Below are 21,762 nucleotides of genomic sequence, written 5' to 3' on the forward strand. Positions count from 1 at the left end.
ATCTTCGAATAAAACATCCAATTCTAAAAAAATTGGATGCTTCAGGATGACAACTTCGTAGTAGATACCCCAGTGTCAGAACAAACGTGGAATTTGCCTTTAGGGTGGATTCCACGTTTTTCTATTTGATCTCAGGAAAATTAACAGCCATACAATCCGGGCATATACCATGTGAAAATTGAAGATTGTCTTTGGCTGAAAAGTATTCTTCCACAGTTTGCCACTGTCTTTGTTCGGTGTTGTGAATCCCCTTACAGTAACAGCATATTCGTGTTATTTCCGGCTGATCTGCAGTCTTGTCAATTTTGCTCTGCTCTCTCTTTTGGGTAATATCAATGCCGATTCCCAAAGCCGCTAGTGGTTCTTTTCGTGATTGAAAGGGGTATCCGTGCATTTCATAGATTTTTCCCCGATGATTATCTTCCCATACCCACACCTGTCCTTCCTCTTTTGAAATGACGTCTTTTGCCGGACATATTTTGCATGGTTCAGTAGTACCACGCAGCATTGAATAACAGGGGATGGATGAGTTTACACTACCAAAAATCGTTTCAAATGTTCGATTGGCAAAATGAAAGGTATAGTTGTCTGAAACAATAAAGACAAATTCAGGAATTTGATCGAGAATTAATTCTTGAATCGTATGTTCTGCATGTCTCATGATTTTTCGCCGATGTGTTGATATGTCAATTGAATGTGTAAACATCATCACCTCCTTATTACTGTAAATCAAATGCATTCGGTGGGGATTCTTATAACTCGTGTAAAAAAAACACCCACCTTTCTATTCAACAAAACGTTGTACAACCAGAAAAGTTACAGAAAACTCGCAGGCTGGATGGGAATCATTTAAAATGCTTACAGATAAGCAGATGAAATCGGGCATTGAAAAATTGTATAGTCGATTATGGATGGTGTTGATCAATAGATTGTTATGAATAATCAATGGAGTGGGGATATGAGCAGGGCACGATGTACGTGGTGTGACCTTAATTCAGAGGAATATATCGAGTACCATGATAAGCAGTGGGGAGTTCCTGTTCATGATGACCGGTTACTCTTTGAGATGCTGGTACTTGAAGGCATGCAGGCTGGATTGTCCTGGCTTTCAATCTTGAAAAAACGGAACAATTTTCTCAAAGCCTTTGATAACTTTGACGTGGCCACAGTGGCGGCATACGGAGAAGAGAAAGTTGAAGAACTTTTGCAGGATGCAGGGATTATCCGAAACCGGCTCAAGATCAATTCGGTCATTAAAAATGGCGGTGTTTTTCTGGATATCTGCAAAGAATTTGGCTCATTTGATGCGTATATATGGGGATGGGTCGATAATCAGCCGTTACAAATTGATTATGCAACCAAACAGGATATCCCTGCACAAACTGATCTCTCAGTGAAAATATCCAAAGATCTCAAAAAACGGGGAATGACGTTTGTCGGCCCGGTTATTATTTATTCGCTCATGCAGGCTATCGGTATGGTCAATGATCATGACCCGGACTGTTATAGAAGAAAAGAAATTACCGAGATGTCGTGAACAGGAGATTTTCTGTCACGCAACTGCGGAATGACTCCCCCGGAGCAGATCCCCGGGAGAGGTGTTTTTTTACTGACTGATTATCAGGCAGCCTGGACTATGGCAGAGGTATCACAGAGCAGATTGGTTATTGCATTATATACGTCGCGAAGGTAGATGATACCCAGCACCCGGCCATCGATGCCAACCACTGGAAGTCGACGAATCTGTTCAACCAGCATGATATCGGCACATCGCATAATTGATTCGTTGAGCGAGATTACCCGGACATCTTCTGTCATGATATCACTGACCGAGAGCTTATTGACTTTTTCAGTCCTCTCAATACGCATGGATTCCCATCCTGTTTCATCTTCAGGCAATCCCTCCAGGTACATGTATGAGGGGATGAGTAAACGTAGGATGTCTTTGGTCGAGACGATACCGACGATCTTCATCTCGTTATTGAGAACGGCGATTCCATTAACGGACAGGCCATGGCCACGTTTCGTTCGTTTCATCACTTGTATCGCCTGTAATACAGACATTTCCGGTGTGAGCCAGTTGTTGATAGGTTCCATGATGTCGCGTACTTTCATAATACCTCCCGGCGAGTAAAATCTTAAATATCTTTGATTTACCACTTCGGACTGTAAACACGGATCACTGAATCAATCCTCTGTTTGAAAGCTATTATACCATATTCAACAAATTCAGATCAGAATTATTTATGAATAGCTTAAGTATATCTAATGTTAATCGAGATTGTCATGTTGGCGGATGATGTAGCCATGTTTCTTTAAACCTTCTGTATTTGTACTGGAGACATTTAAAACGGCCAGAAAATGGGGATGAGCAGCATACCGGCAATTACCACAAAAATATTCAGTGGAATGCCCAGTTTGAGATAATCTTTAAAGCTGTAACCACCGGGCCCGTATACCATCAGGTTGGTCTGGTAGCCGATAGGAGTGGCAAAGCAGGCGCTTGCGCCGATACATATGCCGACAATAAATGGTTTCGGGTCAACTCCGATACCAAGTGCGGTCGAAATGGCGATAGGCAGGAGCAGCACTGCGGTGGCATTATTGCTGAGAATCTGGGTACTGATTGAGGTGAGTAGTATAATGCCGCCAAGAACAAGAGTGGGAGACAGGCCGGAAAAGAGGCTGAGAAATGCCTCAGCATATATCTGGCTGGTGCCTGTCTTTTGCATGGCGACGCCCAGGGCAATGGTACCAGCGATCAGCATCAGAACATCAGCCTGCAATGCACGGTAGGCATCACGCATCTGCAGGCATCCTGTTACAATCATGAGAAAAGCTGCTGTGAGGGCACAGGTCATAATGTCAGCAAGTCCCAGGGTAGCTGTTCCAATCATGCCGATAAAATTGATGATAGACCAGATTGCTTTTCGTTTATGGACAATTTCCTCATACACATCTTCAATGACGATGCAGTCGTTCCCCGCACGGATTGCGTCGAGTTTGCTCTCTGAGCACCAGATGAGAATCACGTCTCCGGTTTTTAGTCGCACATCATGGATCTGACGTTCGGTCATATGCAGGTTGACGCGCTTGACCGCAATGATGTTAACTTCCTGATCTTTTGCCAGATCAGTGTTCTCAAGCTTTCTACCCCGGAGTGAGGAATGGGGCGAAATGATGAGTTCTACAACAATTGGTGCATCTTTTTGTGCGCCCAGGAGTAGTCCCGTTTCAGATGAAGGCAGTTCGACACCTTCTTTTTGCAGAATTGCCACCAGATCATTTAAAGACCCTTTAACAAGTAATATATCACCGGCATCAACCTTGATAGGATCACGCCCCGGGTAGTAGATAAGTGACTTATTGATTACCTCAAGAACTTCAAGCTTCGGGTAGCGTACTTCGAAAATATCTGTAGAGTCACGACCGATAAGTTTGCTGTCAGGGGTAATCTGAAACTCTGCCAGATACTGCCGATGCTCACTGTCCTCAATATGACAGACAGGGTTTGCCAGCTCGGGTAGTACCCGGGGAGCTGCAACCAGCAGAAAGAGAATGCCGACCAAAGCGATAGGGACACCGATAATGGAAAGTTCAAACATCGATAAAGCACCATAGCCGTATTCATTGCTGAGGTCGCTGATGATGATATTGGTTGAGGTTCCGATAAGTGTACAGGTTCCAGCGAGAATTGAGGCATAGGATACCGGAATCAGAAATTTGGACGGACTTAGGCCAAATTCACAACACATTGCCATAACCACCGGAATAAAGAGAATAACGACAGGTGTATTGTTAATGAAGGCTGAGGCTATGGCGACCGTAAAGAGAATAACGGCTAGTGCGAGCAAGGCGTTACCACGAGCAAGTCGAATAACCTGACGCCCAAGAAATTCAACGCCGCCGGTTCGCATCATCCCCTTACTGACCACGAACATGGCACCGACGGTTATGACTGCAGGGTTTGAAAAACCGTTTACGGCCTCACGCGGCGTAAGAATCCGGGTGACTACCAGCAATACCATGATGCCGATTGCTGTCAGATCGACAGAAATTTTCTCGGTTATCAGCAGATAGAGTGTACCAAGTAGGATGATCGTTATTATCCAGTTTTCCATGGTCAACGGTGTAATAATTAGGGTTAAGCCAGCTCAATAATTTAGGAGTCCGTCCGAAAAATAGATAGGAAGCTGTCCGAAAATCGCCTTGCTCACCAACTCTTTGTTACTTTGACAATAACAATTCTTTAAATATCGAGTACATGACTTTGCATGTCGTTATCAAAATTGCTCTTCTTTGAGAAGGAATGTAGTTTTTCGGAAAGCCTCTTAACGTATTGTATCAAAAATAATAATTACGATGTGAATCCTTGAAAGAAAAACCCTACTTTTTATCTCCTGCCGCTTTGAAATAATTTCGGATATTTTGCATCATCGGTGCGTGGTCTTCCCGATGTAACAGAGCTTCGATCAGGTATACTTTGTCACTGCTCAGTGCATGTTCGAGAGCTTTATCAAGTTCGTTTCCGGTTTCAACGCGCTCACCTGCGCAGCCGAGAGCCTCAGCGTATTTAACATAATCCCAGTTGTTCAGATTGTAATAATCGCGGTGTTTATCTAAGGCTGAGAGCATTTTGTAATACCCGTTGTTGAGTACTATAACTATTGGATTCAGGTTATTGGCTACGAGAGTGGAAAGCTCACTTCCGGTCATCTGAAAAGCACCATCACCTACAAGTACAATTGGCCGAAGATCGGGCGCAGCCAGGGCTGCGCCAACAGCGCCGGGAACCGCAAAACCCATAGATGCGTAATAGCCCGGAGCCATAAAAATGTCGGCATCAATTTCTAATCCGGCAAACCAGGCATCTCCGACATCCGCTAGAAAGCTGTGCTCAGTTTGATTGAGTTTTTTCAGCACGCGAATCAGTTCTGCTGTGTTGAGTTTTTCTGTAACTGATTGAGGTGCAGACTGCTCAGGGGCCTTGGTAATTGCAGGAAGCTGTTTAGCCTGAGGTGCCTGTTCAGCAAGATAGTTGATGATTGCTCCGAGCGGTACCTGAGTGTAGGTATGGTGAGATATTTTTATTTCAAGATCGCGCATATCAATACGTTGCTCTGCACTGATTTTTGCTGTCCAGAATCCTGTGTTAACATCAGAATAAATTACTCCGACAGAGAGGATGAGGTCGGAATTCTCAATCATCTCACGTGCGGTGGAATCACCCATTTCACCCATGTAAATTCCCACATGGTTCTTGTGAGATTCAGGAAAGGAGGCTTTACCCATGACAGATGAAACAACGGGAATTCCCCAGGTTTCTGCTATCTGTTTTATAGCATCCATCAGCCCGTGGCGACGAACACCGACACCTGTGTAAAGTATGGGGCGTTCAGCCTGCTCAAAGGCTGCGAGTATCTCTCTGGCTGCTTCTTTCATTGCAGCGTTATTGGTAGACGGTCCTGAATGGCATTTTGCAGGAATCTCAGGTACCGGTATCTCTATTGCGGTCATATCCAGAGGAATTTCAATATAGCCCGGCCGTTTGAACGTGAGGCAGGCATCGAGAACCCTGTTGATTTCTTCTGCTGCAGTCACAGTGTTTGTTAGAGCTGATGTGGCACAGGTAACCTCTTCAAATACCCGTTGCTGACTGCCATAATCTTTTACCAGATGATGAAATGCGGGATTTTCCATTCTGCCGGCAATTGCCGGCGCACCGCTTATAACAACGAGTGGTGAGAGTTCGGCATACGCCATGGCAACCGGGTTGATCATGTTGAGGCCGCCAACGCCGTAAGTGGTGAGTACGGCTCCGAGTCCTTTTAAACGGGAATAGGCATCGGCTGCAAAAACGCAGTTCGGTTCATGGGTACAGACGATAGTCTTCAGGCCATATTCAGCTTGCTGGGCATAGATTGGCAGTGCAAAATCTCCTGGAATTCCAAATGTTAATTCTGCCCCGCACTGTTCAAGGCGTTCAAAGAGATAATGTGTGAGTTTTTTCTTCATTATGTGTTCCCCTGGGTAATAAGTAATGCGAGGTGCCGAGCGGAGAAAAGATAGTGAGTTGCGTGGTCGGCAATTGATCAACCAATACTTGACTATACAATATATTTTCTGAATTTAAGAGTTCTACAGAATATTATAGAGTTATTAGCGAAAATGGGGAATCAGAGTGAGCGGGTGTAGTGATAAGTGAGCTGAGTACAAATGAGAGTGGCTGTCATCAACCACTCTCATTGTATAAAAAGGTCTAAGAAAATAGGTTGAGCTGTGGAACTACTTCAGCTTGATATTACGTTCTTTTGCCGCATCAGCAATGTGCTGAACGAAAATACTGGCGAATCTATCATTCATTCCTAACCCCTTGAGTACTGGCTTTACATCGTAGCCTTCTTTGACGAGAATAGATTGCCATGAATCATCTTCGTTGCCAGCCATATCGTTTTTTGCATGATCACCGGCAACAATCATAAAAGGCTTGATAATAACCTTGGTGTTATTGGCATTTTTCAGTTGACTGAGAATGTCATTAATAGATGGAGCACCTTCAACGACACCGATAAAGGTCTGAACGTCAGGATACGCTTGTTGCATTTTTTTCTGGGTTTCAGTGTAGATGCCTGTTGACCAGTACTCGTTGCCATGCCCCATGTAAATTAGTACTGATCCCTCGTCTTTTGCCATCTCAGCATCAGCTGCCAGGGTTTTGACAACTGCATCCACATCATCATGGTACGGGTAAACATCTCCTGGCATGCCGAGTGCGGGACGACCCATAACAATGTTTTTTATAGGTTTCCAGCGCTCTTTCATGGTGCGTATTGAGGCCAGCCCATGTACGTATTGGTGAAGGTCGTGCGATTGCTCCATATAGAACATATGTGATGGCTGGACGATGATGTTTGTATACCCATCTTCAAGGAGGTCACCAACGGTAGCAATGAAATTTTTGACATACAGAATTTCTTCAGGAACTCCCTGGTCAAGCCATATTTGCGGTTCGGCCTGACGTTTTTTCCACACTTTCCGTATCATGTTAGAAGTAAATGTCATTCGTACCTCTGTTCCAGGATACGCTTTGCGGACTGTTTCGGTGATATTGGTTATAGATTCCAGCGCGGTGGGAACTGTAGTTCCAAAGTGGGCCATGACAATAGCTGTCTTGGGTTCTTTCTCAAGCGTACCGGCATATGTACCGGTTGCAGCAAGAATCATCGTCATGCACACTGCGACAAACACTCTACGGGCTTTGCTTTGCATCAGTATTTCTCCTTCGATTACATGAATGCCCGGAAATAAAAAATCCCCGGACCAATGTTAATGATCCGGGGATTCCCTGTTTGTCCTCGTCTCGGTTCTAATCACCCTTGTCCACGGAGTGATTGTATCGTGCTTCAGGCAGGTCTTCTGACTTCCGGCTCTTCCTACTAACTGCGTCTTCCCAATCTACTGATCAGTGACTTTTGGTGCAGTGTTCGTCCCCGGTTACAGCGGCGGGCCCGTCCCTGATTTGCACAGGGTTCCCTTTTTAGCTCAAAATGAGCACCTGAAACTGGTTATAAGAAAACGTTTTGGCAGGGAAAAGTCAAGGAGTAAAATGTACGTAGTTGCAGAGCCCTACATTGTGAGAATCACAGTGTAATATGGGCATGTTCAACACGTTTATATTTAGCAGAGACCATCGTGATATGAGTGGGTGAGTAAGTCTTCGAGGCTTACAATTTCCAGAGCTGAACTATGGGTTGCAGCCAAAATGACTGGAGGGGCAACGCCATTTTCCAGTGCTTCCTTCCAGCGGTTTGCACAGAGGCACCAGTGGTCTCCCGGGCGCAGACCTGGGAAATTTGCCAGGGGCATTGGAGTTGTTAGGTCGTTTCCCTGTTCCTTTGAAAAAATCAAAAATTCTTCTGTCACCATGGCGCATACAACATGCCGGCCGGTATCATTTTCTCCGGTGGCACAACTTCCCTGCCGGGTAAAGCCGGTGATTGGGTCGAGGCCGCAAATTTCCAGGGGAGTTCCCAGGACATTGGTATTCATATAATTCTCCTTATGGGCAGCATTGCATATAGTGCAGATCTTAGTAATTTAACCATAATATCCTGTTATGCAATGCATGTTGATTTGTGGGCGATTGTCTTTAGTTGTATAGATGCCTGGGAGGTTGTCCGACAATGCTCTTTCCGCTCATATCTTCGTTAAACTTGAAAAATTATCCTCCGGTAAGCGAGGGACGAGACTCCGAGATATTAACTATATGCCTGCGGTAATTTTTCAAGTGTGCCTTGATCTGAGCGAAAACTTCTATTGTCGGACAGCCTCCTCGTCGCGTTATTCGTCCTGCTGTGGCTGCTCGCCGGGTATCGGAGCAAGCATGACTCTATTTCGACCAGCATTTTTTGCTGCATAGAGTGCACCATCTGCTTCCTTGAAGAGCTGTTCATCTGTATCGCCATGAGCTGGGTATATTGAAGCTCCAACTGAGATTGTCACAGGCCCGTACGATATGTTCTGGAGACTAAAATCATGATTTCGGACCTTCTCGATAATTCTTTCGGCCATCGAAAGAGCACCCTTAGTGTCTGTTTCTGGCAGCAGTACAGTGAATTCTTCTCCGCCGTACCGGCAGGCAATATCTTCATCGCGTATTAACATACGCAAAAGACGGCCGAACTCGCTGAGAATGAAATCCCCAACGTCGTGGCCATGTTCATCATTAAATTTTTTAAAGTGATCGAGATCCATCATCAGCAAGCCGAGTGTTTGGTCTCTACGTGCTGCTCGACTGAGTTCATGATCTATAGTTTCATGGAGGTATCTGCGATTGTAAAGACCGGTAAGCGGGTCACGAATTGCCTGCTGTCGCAGACTTTCCCTGAGGTTAAGACTGGCGAAAGTGAGGCTTGCATTCTCAGCTACAGCCGAGGCAAGCTGGAGTTCTTCTGCACTCCACTTTTTATCAAGTGAGCCTGCCAGATGAAGCACTCCGTGTGTTTCACCTTGTGCAACCAGCGGAATGCAAAGCATCTGCTGATTTTCTAATCGGGAGTGACTGCAACTCATCGTGCCGTTATCCGGGTTACCAAGATGCGTTTTTCCGGTTCGCAGAGCCCAACACTGTTCAGGCTGATAGCTGGTTTCATCTTCCCAGTCTCCGTTCCAGTCAGCGGATATTTCCAACCTGTCTTTAGAGGCTCGAAATACGGCGAGCGAACCATTGAATCGTGGTAACAATAACGTGGTAACAAGTCGGATTACCTCAAGCGCTTCATCCTTGGAATTGCAGGCGGTGAGCTGTGTGCCGAGATTTTGCAATATCTCAATTTCTTTTGTACGACTCTCGGCACGTTTTTCAAGGCTTTGTCTGCTACTTTTCACAAGAGTGATAATATAGCGGGAATTCAGTATGCTTGTTGCCGTAACAATAAGCAGGGCCGCAATTCCAAAACTTATAAAAATGAGGCGCTGTCGGAATAGTTCCTGTTGCAGCTCGTCAAGCGGAATAGCCACTCTGAAATAGCCTTCCAGTTTGCTGTTATTAAATAGAATGGCCACATAAAGCAGGTCAATGTTGAGAGTTGAACTATAGCGTCTGGAAATACCAACCCCTTTCTCCCGAGCCCTAATGATTTCCGATCGATCGGCGTGATTCTCAACAGATTTAACTTCATGAACCGATAATCTTGAATCGCCAAGAACAGTCCCGGATATATCAATGACTGTTGTGCGGAACCTGCTGTCTCCCGAGAACGTATCTGAAAAACTGTCAATTTCCGGAATGAGCGGGTTGTCATCAAGGAAATTGAGCGTCTTTATTCCAATTCTCGCTATTTGAAGAAGATTATTTTCATACCTTTGGGATGCGATCCTGCTGAAATACAAATCGATAAACCAAAAACCACAAAATGTGAACGCAGTTACCAGAAGGAGAGGGAAGATAATGATGCGCTGCGAGGTCGATGAACTGCTTGGTTGCATAGGCTGCACTGGTTGCGGGGAATAGTATTACTTCTTCAGATCAATTGTAGCGTAGAATATATTCTGATACCAGAGAGGGGCGCGCGATTTAGTGAATTAGTATCATCGCTTTGAGTGCACAGGACGTTCAGTTGGGTGGCAACTTATAAGAGTAACTTCTTTTTTATGGTTTTCAGGTAACGTCTGCTCACGGGCACCATTTTTGCCGATAACGTTCGGATTTTTGCAAGGCCCGCTTCCATCAGGATGATTTCATCGATGGAATCGAGATTGATAAGATACTGTTTATGGCACCTGAGTAGTGGAGTACGTTCTTCCAGGACTTTGAGAGTGACCTCGGTGAAGTATTCTCCGTGTGAGGTTGCTATATGCACACCTGCAGGTTCAGTAAAGATAAACTCAACATCAGCAAGACTAATGAGTTTAATGCGATTGCCAAGCAAGCAGGGGATGCGCTCAATCGCCTCAGTTTCATAGGTGGGATGGCGGTTTTCAACGATGGTTCGCTGGAGTTTGGTAATGGTTTTTGCAAGCCTGGCTTTATCGACCGGTTTGAGTAAATAGTCGAGGGTTTTTTCTTCAAAGGCTTTGAGCGAATAGTGATCATAGGCGGTGACAAAGACCACATGGGGCATGATTCCTGGATTGATCATGTTGAGAAGTTCAAAACCGTTGATCACTGGCATCTCAATGTCGAGAAAGAGTACTTCCGGCTTAAGGCGATTAATGAGTTTTAAAGCATCAATAGCGTTACTACAGGTGCCTAATATCTCGACTTTCCCGGTTTCCGTAAGCAGTGCTTCCATCTCGTCGCGTGCGTGAAGTTCATCATCGATAATGAGTGTTCTAATCATTGCTTGCTGCACCCCTTTTCCGGCACGGAGATGGTGATGACTGTTTTTTCCTGCGGAATGCAGGATATTTGAATACCGTGTTCTTCTCCGCAAAGATTTTTAATACGCTTTTCAACGATGTCCATGCCCAACCCTTTTCTGTCTCGTTTCACAAAGTTTCCGGCATTATCTTCAATGATAATACACATGCGATCTGACTTCTGACGGGCGGATATGCGGACTATACCCTGGCCGAGCATCTGCGAGATACCATGCTTGATAGCATTTTCAACAATCGGTTGAAGGGTGAAAACCGGTAGCTTTCGCGAGAGCATAGTTTTGTCGATATCCATTTCTAGCTGCAACTTATCTTCAAACCGTGCCTTCTCTATGACAAGGTATGAGTTGACATGATTAAGCTCTTCTTCGAGAGTGGCGAGATCGCCGGTTCGTTTAAGATTTTTCCTGAAAAAGTTTGAGAGGTGCATAAGCAGGTCACGCGCACGATCACCGTCTTTTCTGATAATGGCACTGATAGTATTGAGCGCATTAAAGAGAAAATGCGGGTTGACCTGAGCCTGGGCAAGTTTGAGTTCTGATCGGGTCAGTAAATCCTTTTGTTCAACATAACGTGAGTAGAGAATCTGGTCGGAGAGGATTTTTGTGATTCCTTCACCAAGTGTTCTATTGGTAACCAGGAAGAGTTTATTTTTCGGTTCAAAGAGGTTTATGGTCCCAACAAGTTCGTTATCAACCCGAAGCGGAACGCAGAGAACAGAACCGAGTGGACAGTTATCGGAGAGATTACATCGCCACTTCTTTTTACCGCCATCTGCATAGATGATCCGGTTTTCACGAATAGCTTTTTTGGTTTGGGATGAACTGATTGCCTGACCTATCTGGTGGTGGTCGTGGCCATCTCCAACGAATGCTAAAACTTTTTCCCTGTCAGTGATGGCAACAGCGCCAACGCCTGTCTCCTCGCGGATAACTGAGGCGACCTCCGAGGCTGTGTCCATGTTCAGCCCCCGACCGAGAATCGAGACGGTTTTCTCAGCCATTTTAAGAGCTTTTGCAGAAAAGGTGACACTTAACTCATCGTACATTTTTCGCTGGTCCCGGATGATGGAAACAAAAATTGCAGCACCTGTTGCGTTGGCGAGCATCATCGGCAGGGCGATGATTCGAACTAGGGAATAGGCGCTTTCAAATGGTTTCGCAAATGTCAGAATGATCAACATTTGGCTTATTTCGGCAACAAGTGTCGTGAGAAATGCTACCCAGGGGCTGAGAAGCTTATGCTGCTGATAGCTGCGTATAAGATAGATGTGCACCAGACCGCCAATTAGTCCTTCTGCTGTTGTGGAAAGACCGCAGGAGAAGGCCGTGAATCCTCCAAGGGAAAAGCGGTGGAGGCCAGCCGTAAATCCGACAGCTCCGCCGAGAAGGGGCCCACCTATAATTCCGGCAAGAACTGCACCTATTGCCCGGGTGTTAGCAATGGCATCGTTTATTGGCAGACCGAAATAGGTGCCAAGTATCGAGAATGTAGAAAAGACAGCGTACAGGAGGAGTAATTGCTGCCAGTGGAGTGTGTGGATATGGAACGATTTAAAGAAAGGGGATTTGGTAAAGAGATAGGCGATAACCAGAAATACTGACATCTGTTGCAACAGAGCAAAAATATTGTTGATAGAAAATGTCAGCAGATCCATATACTACCTTATTGCCTTTGTGGTTGAGCACTTTAAACGATTACGAGTGTAACATATCATAAACACTATGGATCTGAAAGTTATCCCCGCCATCCGTCGATATGGTGGTGGCGGGGATAGTCGACTTTCAGAGAATAGTCTTTTTACAGGCCATATTGACCAGGAAAAATGATAATTGAGGCCAGAACCAATATCTGGATAACAATAAATGGGAGAACTCCACGGTATATATCGACTGTCTGCACTCCAGGTGGACACACCCCTTTGAGGTAAAAGAGTGAGAAACCAAACGGCGGCGTAAGAAAAGAGGTTTGCAGGTTCATGGCAACAAGGATCGCAAACCACATCGGGTTTATCCCGATGGCTTCTGAAATTGGTAGCAGAATGGGCACTACAATGTACGATATTTCTATAAAATCAATAAAGAAGCCGAGGAGCATGATGGCTAACATCGAAAGAATAAGAAATCCCCATTTTTCACCCGGGAGGTTCAGCATGAACTCTTCCACAAGGAGATCAGCGCCTGTGTAGACAAAGACCATGGAAAATGCGGTTGCACCGATCAGGATGGCAAAAACCATTGCTGTAATCTTTACCGTCTCAAGCGAAGAATCAATGACGATATCCAAACTGAGTTTTCTGTACATTGCGGCGAGAATCATTGCTCCCAGAGCACCAACTGAAGCGGATTCTGTTGGTGTCGCAATTCCGGCAAAGATCGAACCGAGAACCATGATAATCAGGGCAAGCGGCGGAATGATGGCCAACAGAGCTCGTTTGATTGAGCCTTTTTGATCTTCTTCGGCGATGAGAATCTCTGGTGCTACCGTCTTGTCAAAGAGAGCGATCAGAACGATATAGAGGATATAACAGCCTACCAGAACAAGCCCGGGAACCAGTGCTGCCTTAAAGAGATCACCTACAGGTAATTGGAATACGTCACCAAGAATGATCAGCACTATAGATGGCGGAATGATCTGTCCTAATGTTCCTGCGGCACAGATGGTTCCCGTGGCAAGTTTCTTGGAATAGCCATATTTCAGCATCACAGGTAGAGCTATCACTCCCATGGCTACAACTGAGGCACCGACAACACCGGTTGATGCGGCAAGTAGTGTACCAACAAGCACAGTGCTGATTGCCAGGCCGCCACGTACTTTACCAAAGAGGATACCCATTGATTCAAGTAATCGCTCAGCCAGTTCTGATCGCTGCAGAATGATACCCATCAGGATAAAGAGGGGCACAGCCATCAGGATGGTGTTGGTCATTATTGAGTAGATCCGGAACGGCATCATGGAAAACATCGAGAAAAATTCTTCCGCGACCATTATGAGGCCAGCATCGGGTTGCAATTCGATAAAGGCTGCAATTGCACCGAAAAACAGTGCCACCGCCCCGAAGGTGAAGGCCACGGGGTAACCTACGACCAGGAGAACAAGGGCCGCAAAAAACATTATAATACCGGTCATTATCCTCTCCTGAAGTTATTGATATTCTGCAGGACGTAGCCTGTCGCGCTCAAAAGTAAAAATACAAATGATACAGGGATCATACTTTTGATAATCCACCGATAAGGCAGACCGCCGGGGTCTTCAGAGATTTCATTCATTGAATATGCGTCATAAACAAAATCCACGGAACCAAAAAGGATCAGAAGGGAGAGAGGCATTAAAAAGAGTAGAGTACCGAAGATATTAATCAGGGCTTTGGTTTTCGGTCGCATACGGTCATAGAGAAAATCGACGCGTACGTGCGCTTCATGTTTAAGGGCATATCCGACTCCGAAGAGGATAACGATAGTAAATAGATGCCACTCAAGTTCCTGCATGCCGACAGAACTCGCGCGGAAGAGGTATCGCATCATAACGTCAAAGGCGACATTAAGTACCATCAGCAGTAGGGCGATTGCCAGCACGATGCCCATGGCATCAACAATTCTGCCGATGAATTTTTCAATTTTTTCCAACATGATGGTAGTTCGCTCTGAGAGAAAATAGAAAGGTGCCGCCCGGAAAGGTGACCGGGCGGCATCCAGGGTGCTGATGGGGTTCGCAGGCGTCAGATCCTGTTATTCCAATTCCTGAGAAGTCTTGATGTAGTTATACTCAGAGATGGTGGTCCAGTTTCTGGCCTTGGCCATATAGGCACGCTGAGAGGCAAGGATCTCTTTGAAGCTCTCATCTTTTGCTGCATACTCTTCATAGAGTTCGTCAGCGGCTTTTTTCATTGCTTTAAGAACTTCTGGTGGGAAGGTTTTAACCTTGATATTCGGGAATTCGGTTTTCATCTGTTCCCAGGCTTCAGCACTTTCTGCGAAGTTGTCTGTAGTCATATCTGTGCTTGCTGCTTTCATAGCAGTGATCAGCATTGCCTGATATTCTTTAGGCAACTTGTCGTAGGCGCGCTTGTTAATGAGAAATTGCAGCTCGGTGGCAGGCTCATGCCAACCGGTGTAGTAAAAGGGCGCAATTTTATGAAAACCCATTTTGATGTCCATACCAGGTCCAACCCACTCGAGAGCATCGATGGTTCCGCGGTCAAGAGAGGTGTACAATTCGCCAGCAGGGATATTGGTAACGTTAACGCCAAGTTTTGCAAATACTTCTCCTGCGAGACCGGGAATACGCATTTTCAGGCCCTGCAAGTCGTCAAGAGAGTTGATCTCTTTCTGAAACCATCCACCCATCTGGACACCGGAGTTGCCGCCGGGAAAGCTCATTACCTCGAATTTATCATAGGTTTTCTGCATCAATTCCATACCGCCGCCATGGTAAAACCAGGCGTTCTGCTCATCGACATTCATGCCGAATGGAACTGTGCAGAAAAATACGGTGGACATGTCCTTGCCTTTCCAGTAATAGGATGCGCTGTGAGCCATCTGGTACTGACCGCCTTTGGTCATGTCGAGAACACCGAGTGCAGCTTTATGTTTCTCTGCACCTTCAATGCGAATGGTGAAGTCTCCACCACTCATTTCCTCTACCATCTTGGCGAGGTACATTGGAGCATTGGCAAACGGGGTAAGGGTGGAAGACCAGCTCATTGCCAGTTTCCAGCGAACTTTTTTGGCCGCAAAGGCCGGTGTGGCGAGAAATGCGAGAACGATGAATACAGATGAAATGCGTAAAACCAATTTCATTGCAACCTCCTTTGGATGGATTGAAAATGTTCCCCCCACGGGAACAGCGTTATACTACCCAAAGCGGACTGGCGAAAAAACACTGTCGCCGTTAAGTGGTCGAATGTCAGGCTAAGCGGTTACTGTTGAAGTTAAGTGGTTTATACCTCGTATTTTTCCAGGATAAAAGCTGAAAATATATTTGAGGCCGTGTGGTTAGCGTAGATTACGACCGATAATGAACTTTGCGGGGGGATGCATCCAATCAGTTGCGTACGAAGCTTGTATTGGTCAGACCATAGTGGATATTTTGGTAGTACCAATTTTGCAACATAGTGCTTTTGCGGTATGGAAGATATACTTTCTGTAAATAAATTCTTATAACTCGTGATCAGACCGGAGCAATCGCATAACAAGTAAGAACGGGCCCTTTGCAGAGCTGAGTGGTAATCTGGTCTGATTAAGAACCGAGTTTCTAACCGGAATATCGTCGAAAAGAGTTGTTTCCCTATAATTTGTCGGCTAATATGCAGCGGTATTTTGTGTGGCACATAGTGACATTGCTCGTGAAGAATTCTTTTTTTGCAATGTCACATCCCCTAAAGTGATTATTGTCTCCCTTCGCGTGTCGGTGGACCGGTACGTTGTGAGGGGTTCTTTTTGTTTGCGCTGATGACAGGGCGGGAAAGGTTATGTCGACGAATTTGTATATAATGGCAACCGAGGAACGGAGCGGCAAATCCGCTATTGTTCTCGGTGTTATGCAGATGTTACTGAAATCTATTGATAAGGTGGCATTTTTCAGGCCGGTGATCCATGAGACTGAACCCGGTTGGGAAGATCCTGTGATCAGCCTGATTCTTGAGCATTTCGATATTGATATCAATTACGAAGATACCTACGGCCTGACTCTTCAGGAAGCCCAGGAGCTTGTAAATTCAGGTCAGGAAACCTTGCTCCATGATATCATTCTTAATAAATATAATGCTTTAAAGGCTGAGTTTGATTTCATTCTCTGCGATGGCACTGATTTTCGCGGAAAAGATATTGCTTTTGAATCGAACATCAACACTGATATTGCAGCAAACCTCGGCGCGCCTGTACTGCTTGTTTCTTCAGGCAGGAAAAAAGAGACGGAAGAACTTGTCAGGTTAACACAGCTGAGCATTGATGCATTGATTGAAGAAGGCGTTGATGTTATCGCCTGTGTCGTAAATCGCGCTGCTGAGGGTGTTGTCGCAGATGATTTTGGCAGAATCCAGACAAAGGCTACTGGTGATAACCGGCTGCCTGTTTATGTTATCCCGGAAAACCATGAGTTGGCCAATCCTACTGTTGGCGATGTAAAGCGCTGGCTCGGTGCACGCACTATGTATGGTGAAGAGGGCATGACTACTCTGGTTGAGAACTATGTGGTCGCAGCCATGCAGATCGGGAACTACCTCGATTACATCAAGCCGGGTTCCATGATCATCACTCCGGGTGACCGCTGTGACATTATCCTCTCAACAATCTCTTCCAGACTTTCCACTACCTATCCTGATATCTCCGGTATTATCCTCACTGGTAACCTGCTGCCTTCAGAAAATGTTTTACGACTTCTACAGGGTTTAAGCACTACTGTTCCTGTGCCTATTCTGGCTGTTGAAGGTCACACCTATCAGACCATCGAAAAAGTCGGGGAATTGTACGGGTATATCGAGGCACATGATACCAAGCGTATCGCTACTGCCATCGGTGAGTTCACCAAACATGTTGACTTAAAAGAGCTTGGCAGAAGAGTTGTGTCAACCAGGCCGACCCGTGTTACTCCGAAGATGTTTGAGTTTGCCCTGATGGAAAAGGCGGGGCGCAACCTTCAGAGGATCGTACTACCCGAAGGTACCTGTGACCGTATCCTCCAGGCTGCTGATATTTTGATGCGCCGTGGTGTTGCCAATCTTGTTTTGCTTGGTGACGAAGAAGAAGTTCGGATGCGCGCAACCGGATGCGGCCTTGATCTGAAATGGGTTGAAATAATTGACCCTTCCAAATCGAGCCTGCTCGACTCATTTGTTGCCGAGTATATGGAGTTGCGTAAGCATAAAGGTGTAATTGAAGAAGTGGCACGTGACAGAATGTCTGACCCGACCTATTTTGGTACTATGATGGTCCATAAAGGTTTGGCAGACGGCATGGTCTCGGGCGCCGAAAATACTACCGCACATACCATTCGTCCTGCTTTCGAGTTTATAAAAACCAAACCGGGAATATCTGTTGTTTCTTCAGTATTTATCATGTGCCTCAAAGATCGGGTGTTGGTATACGGCGATTGTGCTGTAAATCCCAACCCGAATGCCCGTCAACTCGCCGAGATAGCACTCAGTTCAGCAGCTACCGCCAGAATATTCGGAGTAGAGCCACGGGTAGCCATGCTCAGCTACTCAACAGGTAGTTCAGGTAAAGGCGAGGATGTTGAACGCATTGTTGAAGCGACCGCGATTGCAAGGGAACTCATTCTGGAGCGTGGCATGGACCTGCCTCTGGAAGGTCCACTGCAGTATGATGCTGCCATCGACCCGGATGTTGCCGCGACCAAGTTACCTGGTTCACTGGTTGCAGGTAAGGCGACTGTTTTCACGTTCCCTGACCTCAATACTGGCAATAATACCTACAAAGCTGTGCAGAGATCAGCGAATGCTGTGGCCATCGGGCCGATATTACAAGGATTGAATAAACCTGTTAACGATCTTTCCCGTGGCTGCACGGTCGACGATATTGTTAACACTGTTGCTATAACCGCCATTCAGGCACAAGCAGAAAAAGAGGAAAAAAAGTGAAAGTATTAGTCATCAACTCAGGAAGCTCTTCTATTAAATTCCAGCTTCTTGATATGCAGGATGAGTCTGTCCTGGCTTCCGGCCTTGTAGAGCGAATCGGAGAACCGGAAGGTTTGATCAAGTGTGAGCTTCGCCCTGATACAGATGCAGAAGAAGTAATCAAGATTCAGGAGCCTGTTCCAAATCACGAGCATGGTATGCGTAAGGCTGTTGACCTGCTCTGTGACCCAGACAAAGGTGTTATCGCTGATCGTAATGAGATTGCAGCAGTTGGTCACAGAGTTGTACATGGTGGTGAAGATTTTCATCAGCCAACCCTCATTACTGAAGAAGTTATTGCCGCAATCACCAAGAACGTTCCACTTGCACCTTTGCATAATCCTGCAAACCTTGATGGTATTAGTGTAGCACGTGAGCTCTTCCCAGAAGCTCCACAGGTTGCTGTATTTGATACCGCGTTTCATCAGACCATTCCTGCTCATGCTTTCCATTACGCGTTGCCTAAAGAGCTTTACGAGAATCATCGTGTACGCCGTTACGGTTTTCATGGTACCTCCCACGCGTTTGTTGCCGGTGAATGTGCAAAATTAATGGGACGTCCTGCAGAAGAGCTGAACATCATCACCGTTCATCTTGGAAACGGTTGCTCAATGACTGCAGTTAAAAATGGTAAATCCATTGATACTACTCTTGGACTTACCCCGCTTGAGGGCCTTGTAATGGGAACCCGCAGCGGTGACGTTGACCCTGCAATCTACGCATTTCTTGCAAGAAACTGCGATATGGATATTGATCAAATCGACAACATGCTCAACAAAGAGTCCGGCCTTAAAGGACTTTGCGGCTTAAACGATATGCGTGATATTCATGACGCAATCGCAAAAGGCGATGAGGCAGCTAAGCTCGCTCTCGATGTTCAGACCTACCGTAACCGTAAATATATCGGTGCATACATGGCAGCCCTTGGTAGCGTTGATGCGATTGTTTTCACTGCTGGTATTGGTGAGAATGACGACATCGTTCGCGCGAAGTCTGTTGAAGGCCTTGAGCAGTTCGGTATCGTTATGGACGATGAGGCAAATGCACAGCGTGTAAAGAAGCCTACTCTGCTTAGCAGCAGCGACAGTAAAGTTCAGATCTGGGGTATCCCGACCAACGAAGAGCTTGCTATTGCTCGTCAGGCGGTTGAAGTTATCGGTTGATATCTTGTGGGGTATATAATCCCATTTTTTTGGTACAGGTGTAATAGTATTAATGTGTTACAGTATTTTGCACCTGTGCCAATATCATATCAAGTTTTTTTTATTTTCTGGTGAGCATCAAGTCTGCAGCATAATAGCTCTTGCCAAATAATCCCCCTCCCCCTCTTGCTCAATCAAAGAACAATCCGGGTGCAAATAAACATGAACCGTCTATGTAGGTGCACAGGTACTATCTAAAATTCATAAATATTTAAGATAGTAAGATCTTGGGACTGGCGACCTTGGCACTTTGCTATTTAAGCTAGAGTCAAAATATATTGGAAATACATTGACTATATGAATAGATTAGCTCTGATTTCTCATGGTAAATTGGTATCAGGTCTAATGTTTCATTTGGGCTGTTATTTCGCTTTGTATTTCACGTTGTAATAAAGCTGGTAGAACTGGCCGGATGAATCTTCAAATGCCGTGAGCAGGTTATATGCGGTAATGATATAGCCGCCGTTACTCACTGGAAGATTGTTCGAGCATTTTATCACGCCGGGCTCTCCAACTATTTCTAAATTTTTATACACTATTTCTGCAGGTTTCCCCAGTTGTGGTACAGGAAGGATCTCCTGAAAATCCAAGGCTAAACCGGCCTGGATAAATCCTGTTTCCCCTTCTTGTGCTTCGAACTCTCTTTCTGTCATTCCATATATATATCGGGGAAAAAGTTTACCATTTTGCTCAAGTTGCTTAAAGAGGTTGAACTTATGGTAATTGAAATAATCTCTATAACTATCTCCTGCTGATCGGGCCACTACGCCTCTCAAGTAGTAGATATCAGAGAGTTGTGGCTCAAGGTGTTGGGCTTTATCCAAATCACTATAATATTTATCTGAATATCCTTGAATCCTTGACGCCGCATCGGCTCTTACAACGTAGAGTAAGGCAATATTCGGATTGAGCTCAATTGCCCGTGACATGAGATCATATGCTTCGAAAGCGTTGTTTTGTTGAAGTTTTTCCAGTGCGTTTTTATAGAGTTTTGTTGTTTCATCATTGGCATTCTCGAATACCGATGCCTTTACCGCTGTATCAATCTCAGAGCAGGTTTCATCTGTATTGCACGAAAAAGCTATCATGGCCATTAGCCCTTTAATTTCTGCAGTATAAATCATATCCCTTATCAACACCGCGCGTGTCTGTGGATTCAGGATGGAGAAATGAAGGCTATAAAATTCGATACCTCCAATTGTTGCTTGCGATTCTTCATACGCAACCTCGGTGCCATCCTGCTTTGCAGACTGCTCGTATGCTTCTGATAATGTCTGATGAAAAAATGGAATAGTCTGTTGAAATTCCGGGAACCGAACTTTGTCATATTCCTGATATTTATAATTCAGCGTGTTACCAGGGCTATGAATAAGTGCCAGTTCACCGGAAGGTTTTGAAGAGGGTCGAACTCGTTGACCGCTTGATGACTCAATCATCTTCTTGCTTTCTTCATATAACTCTTGGGCAAGCTGCTCGCTCTGTACCTGCCATCCTTCAGGAATTACAAATCGCCAGCCTGATGGCTGGTGGTAAAAGCTGCGTTCTTCGACAGTGGTAGAGGAGATTTGCGGTTCTGTAGTGGCAACATTCTCTTCAGCCTCCGGGAAGAAGACAATAACAATAACGATGAAACCTATGCAGATAATTACGAGAAGGGCAACACCGTAGAGAATGAACTTGAAGAGTTTCTTCAGCATATGGGAGGTCTTTTGTAGAGATTAACGGCATCTTTTCATGGTTCGTCAAATCCGGTTATTCAGTGCATATGCCTCTAATTCTATATCATACGCAGCCAAAAAGGAAATTGTCTTCACTGCACCTTACCGCCAGGAAGATTAGCATCCAGAAATGTCACAGATAAACGATACTAGTTTCGAGAAAATGTGGGATATACAGCCGGTCTGTTAGCCACCGTGAGCTAAACACGATTATCAACAGGCTAGCAGTTTAAGAGGAGCTCTCCGGGCTGGTAGAGCCGGATACGCCTGAAGATAAGCAGAGCCATGCAATATAACGGAATGTAGTTTTAGAGATCAATCACCCATG

At 45.4% G+C, this 21,762-nt stretch carries 16 protein-coding genes and 1 riboswitch; of the genes, 3 read left to right on the top strand and 13 right to left on the bottom strand.

The window, feature by feature from the left end:
• Positions 1 to 121: 121 nt before the first annotated feature.
• Entirely contained in the window at positions 122 to 661 is a 540-nt protein-coding gene (locus FCL46_RS25745; RefSeq protein WP_136808793.1) for a nitrogen regulation protein NR(II), read from the bottom strand.
• 297 nt (positions 662 to 958) lie between these two features.
• On the opposite strand from FCL46_RS25745, the gene FCL46_RS25750 reads away from it, so the two are divergent.
• Positions 959 to 1,537, top strand: coding sequence for a DNA-3-methyladenine glycosylase I (locus FCL46_RS25750; protein ID WP_136808792.1), 579 nt, complete (start codon positions 959 to 961; stop codon positions 1,535 to 1,537).
• An 83-nt stretch (positions 1,538 to 1,620) separates the two neighbouring features.
• On the opposite strand, the gene FCL46_RS25755 is transcribed toward FCL46_RS25750, so the two are convergent.
• The 11 genes from FCL46_RS25755 to FCL46_RS25805 all read right to left on the bottom strand — a co-directional run bounded on the left by FCL46_RS25755 (position 1,621) and on the right by FCL46_RS25805 (position 15,677).
• Complete coding sequence (locus FCL46_RS25755) at positions 1,621 to 2,115, bottom strand: CBS domain-containing protein (protein ID WP_136808791.1); 495 nt, start codon at positions 2,113 to 2,115, stop codon at positions 1,621 to 1,623.
• Between the two features lie 230 nt (positions 2,116 to 2,345).
• Positions 2,346 to 4,121 (bottom strand): SLC13 family permease, encoded by a 1,776-nt coding sequence (locus FCL46_RS25760; RefSeq protein ID WP_136808790.1) that lies wholly within the window; start codon positions 4,119 to 4,121, stop codon positions 2,346 to 2,348.
• Positions 4,122 to 4,386: 265 nt separating this feature from the next.
• Positions 4,387 to 6,015 carry an alpha-keto acid decarboxylase family protein gene (locus tag FCL46_RS25765; protein WP_136808789.1) on the bottom strand — a complete coding sequence of 543 codons (1,629 nt, stop codon included), beginning with the start codon at positions 6,013 to 6,015 and terminating at the stop codon, positions 4,387 to 4,389.
• Positions 6,016 to 6,285: 270 nt separating this feature from the next.
• Positions 6,286 to 7,269, bottom strand: coding sequence for a sirohydrochlorin cobaltochelatase (locus tag FCL46_RS25770; protein ID WP_136808788.1), 984 nt, complete (start codon positions 7,267 to 7,269; stop codon positions 6,286 to 6,288).
• Between the two features lie 120 nt (positions 7,270 to 7,389).
• A riboswitch (cobalamin riboswitch) is annotated at positions 7,390 to 7,574 on the bottom strand.
• Positions 7,575 to 7,677: 103 nt separating this feature from the next.
• Positions 7,678 to 8,049: a DUF2237 family protein gene (locus FCL46_RS25775; protein WP_136808787.1), complete on the bottom strand. Its 372-nt coding sequence runs from the start codon at positions 8,047 to 8,049 to the stop codon at positions 7,678 to 7,680.
• Positions 8,050 to 8,340: 291 nt separating this feature from the next.
• The gene (locus tag FCL46_RS25780; RefSeq protein WP_136808786.1) at positions 8,341 to 9,987 is read right to left on the bottom strand and encodes a sensor domain-containing diguanylate cyclase; all 1,647 of its coding nucleotides are present in this window, start codon (positions 9,985 to 9,987) and stop codon (positions 8,341 to 8,343) included.
• A gap of 143 nt (positions 9,988 to 10,130) precedes the next feature.
• Positions 10,131 to 10,841: a two-component system response regulator BtsR gene (btsR, locus tag FCL46_RS25785; protein ID WP_136808785.1), complete on the bottom strand. Its 711-nt coding sequence runs from the start codon at positions 10,839 to 10,841 to the stop codon at positions 10,131 to 10,133.
• The gene (locus FCL46_RS25790) at positions 10,838 to 12,535 is read right to left on the bottom strand and encodes a sensor histidine kinase (protein WP_176371627.1); all 1,698 of its coding nucleotides are present in this window, start codon (positions 12,533 to 12,535) and stop codon (positions 10,838 to 10,840) included. The genes btsR and FCL46_RS25790 overlap by 4 nt, the downstream gene beginning before the upstream one ends.
• A gap of 143 nt (positions 12,536 to 12,678) precedes the next feature.
• Positions 12,679 to 14,007, bottom strand: a complete 1,329-nt coding sequence (locus tag FCL46_RS25795) for a TRAP transporter large permease (protein WP_136808784.1) — start codon at positions 14,005 to 14,007, stop codon at positions 12,679 to 12,681.
• A complete protein-coding gene (locus tag FCL46_RS25800) occupies positions 14,007 to 14,507 on the bottom strand; it encodes a TRAP transporter small permease subunit (RefSeq protein ID WP_167505958.1) in 501 nt (166 codons plus the stop codon). The genes FCL46_RS25795 and FCL46_RS25800 overlap by 1 nt, the downstream gene beginning before the upstream one ends.
• Before the next feature lie 99 nt (positions 14,508 to 14,606).
• A complete protein-coding gene (locus tag FCL46_RS25805) occupies positions 14,607 to 15,677 on the bottom strand; it encodes a TRAP transporter substrate-binding protein (protein ID WP_136808783.1) in 1,071 nt (356 codons plus the stop codon).
• A gap of 671 nt (positions 15,678 to 16,348) precedes the next feature.
• On the opposite strand from FCL46_RS25805, the gene pta reads away from it, so the two are divergent.
• Together pta and FCL46_RS25815 are read left to right on the top strand one after the other, a co-directional pair.
• Positions 16,349 to 18,475, top strand: a complete 2,127-nt coding sequence (pta, locus tag FCL46_RS25810) for a phosphate acetyltransferase (protein WP_136808782.1) — start codon at positions 16,349 to 16,351, stop codon at positions 18,473 to 18,475.
• The gene (locus FCL46_RS25815; protein WP_136808781.1) at positions 18,472 to 19,677 is read left to right on the top strand and encodes an acetate kinase; all 1,206 of its coding nucleotides are present in this window, start codon (positions 18,472 to 18,474) and stop codon (positions 19,675 to 19,677) included. Before pta ends, FCL46_RS25815 begins: the two co-directional genes overlap by 4 nt.
• A gap of 401 nt (positions 19,678 to 20,078) precedes the next feature.
• Here FCL46_RS25815 and FCL46_RS25820 read toward each other — a convergent pair whose 3' ends face one another.
• Positions 20,079 to 21,413 (bottom strand): tetratricopeptide repeat protein, encoded by a 1,335-nt coding sequence (locus FCL46_RS25820; RefSeq protein ID WP_136808780.1) that lies wholly within the window; start codon positions 21,411 to 21,413, stop codon positions 20,079 to 20,081.
• Positions 21,414 to 21,762 lie beyond the last annotated feature (349 nt).

The organism is Desulfosediminicola flagellatus (genome assembly GCF_005116655.2).
Classification (GTDB): domain Bacteria; phylum Desulfobacterota; class Desulfobulbia; order Desulfobulbales; family Desulfocapsaceae; genus Desulfopila; species Desulfopila flagellata.

Bases quoted from the DNA above. Each gene is read 5' to 3' on its own strand.
- pta (WP_136808782.1), top strand. From the start codon at position 16,349: ATGTCGACGAATTTGTATATAATGGCAACCGAGGAACGGAGCGGCAAA.
- FCL46_RS25765 (WP_136808789.1), bottom strand. From the start codon at position 6,015: ATGAAGAAAAAACTCACACATTATCTCTTTGAACGCCTTGAACAGTGC.
- FCL46_RS25780 (WP_136808786.1), bottom strand. From the start codon at position 9,987: ATGCAACCAAGCAGTTCATCGACCTCGCAGCGCATCATTATCTTCCCT.
- FCL46_RS25795 (WP_136808784.1), bottom strand. From the start codon at position 14,007: ATGACCGGTATTATAATGTTTTTTGCGGCCCTTGTTCTCCTGGTCGTA.
- FCL46_RS25755 (WP_136808791.1), bottom strand. From the start codon at position 2,115: ATGAAAGTACGCGACATCATGGAACCTATCAACAACTGGCTCACACCG.
- FCL46_RS25750 (WP_136808792.1), top strand. From the start codon at position 959: ATGAGCAGGGCACGATGTACGTGGTGTGACCTTAATTCAGAGGAATAT.
- FCL46_RS25800 (WP_167505958.1), bottom strand. From the start codon at position 14,507: ATGTTGGAAAAAATTGAAAAATTCATCGGCAGAATTGTTGATGCCATG.
- FCL46_RS25760 (WP_136808790.1), bottom strand. From the start codon at position 4,121: ATGGAAAACTGGATAATAACGATCATCCTACTTGGTACACTCTATCTG.
- FCL46_RS25745 (WP_136808793.1), bottom strand. From the start codon at position 661: ATGAGACATGCAGAACATACGATTCAAGAATTAATTCTCGATCAAATT.
- btsR (WP_136808785.1), bottom strand. From the start codon at position 10,841: ATGATTAGAACACTCATTATCGATGATGAACTTCACGCACGCGACGAG.
- FCL46_RS25820 (WP_136808780.1), bottom strand. From the start codon at position 21,413: ATGCTGAAGAAACTCTTCAAGTTCATTCTCTACGGTGTTGCCCTTCTC.
- FCL46_RS25775 (WP_136808787.1), bottom strand. From the start codon at position 8,049: ATGAATACCAATGTCCTGGGAACTCCCCTGGAAATTTGCGGCCTCGAC.
- FCL46_RS25790 (WP_176371627.1), bottom strand. From the start codon at position 12,535: ATGGATCTGCTGACATTTTCTATCAACAATATTTTTGCTCTGTTGCAA.
- FCL46_RS25770 (WP_136808788.1), bottom strand. From the start codon at position 7,269: ATGCAAAGCAAAGCCCGTAGAGTGTTTGTCGCAGTGTGCATGACGATG.
- FCL46_RS25805 (WP_136808783.1), bottom strand. From the start codon at position 15,677: ATGAAATTGGTTTTACGCATTTCATCTGTATTCATCGTTCTCGCATTT.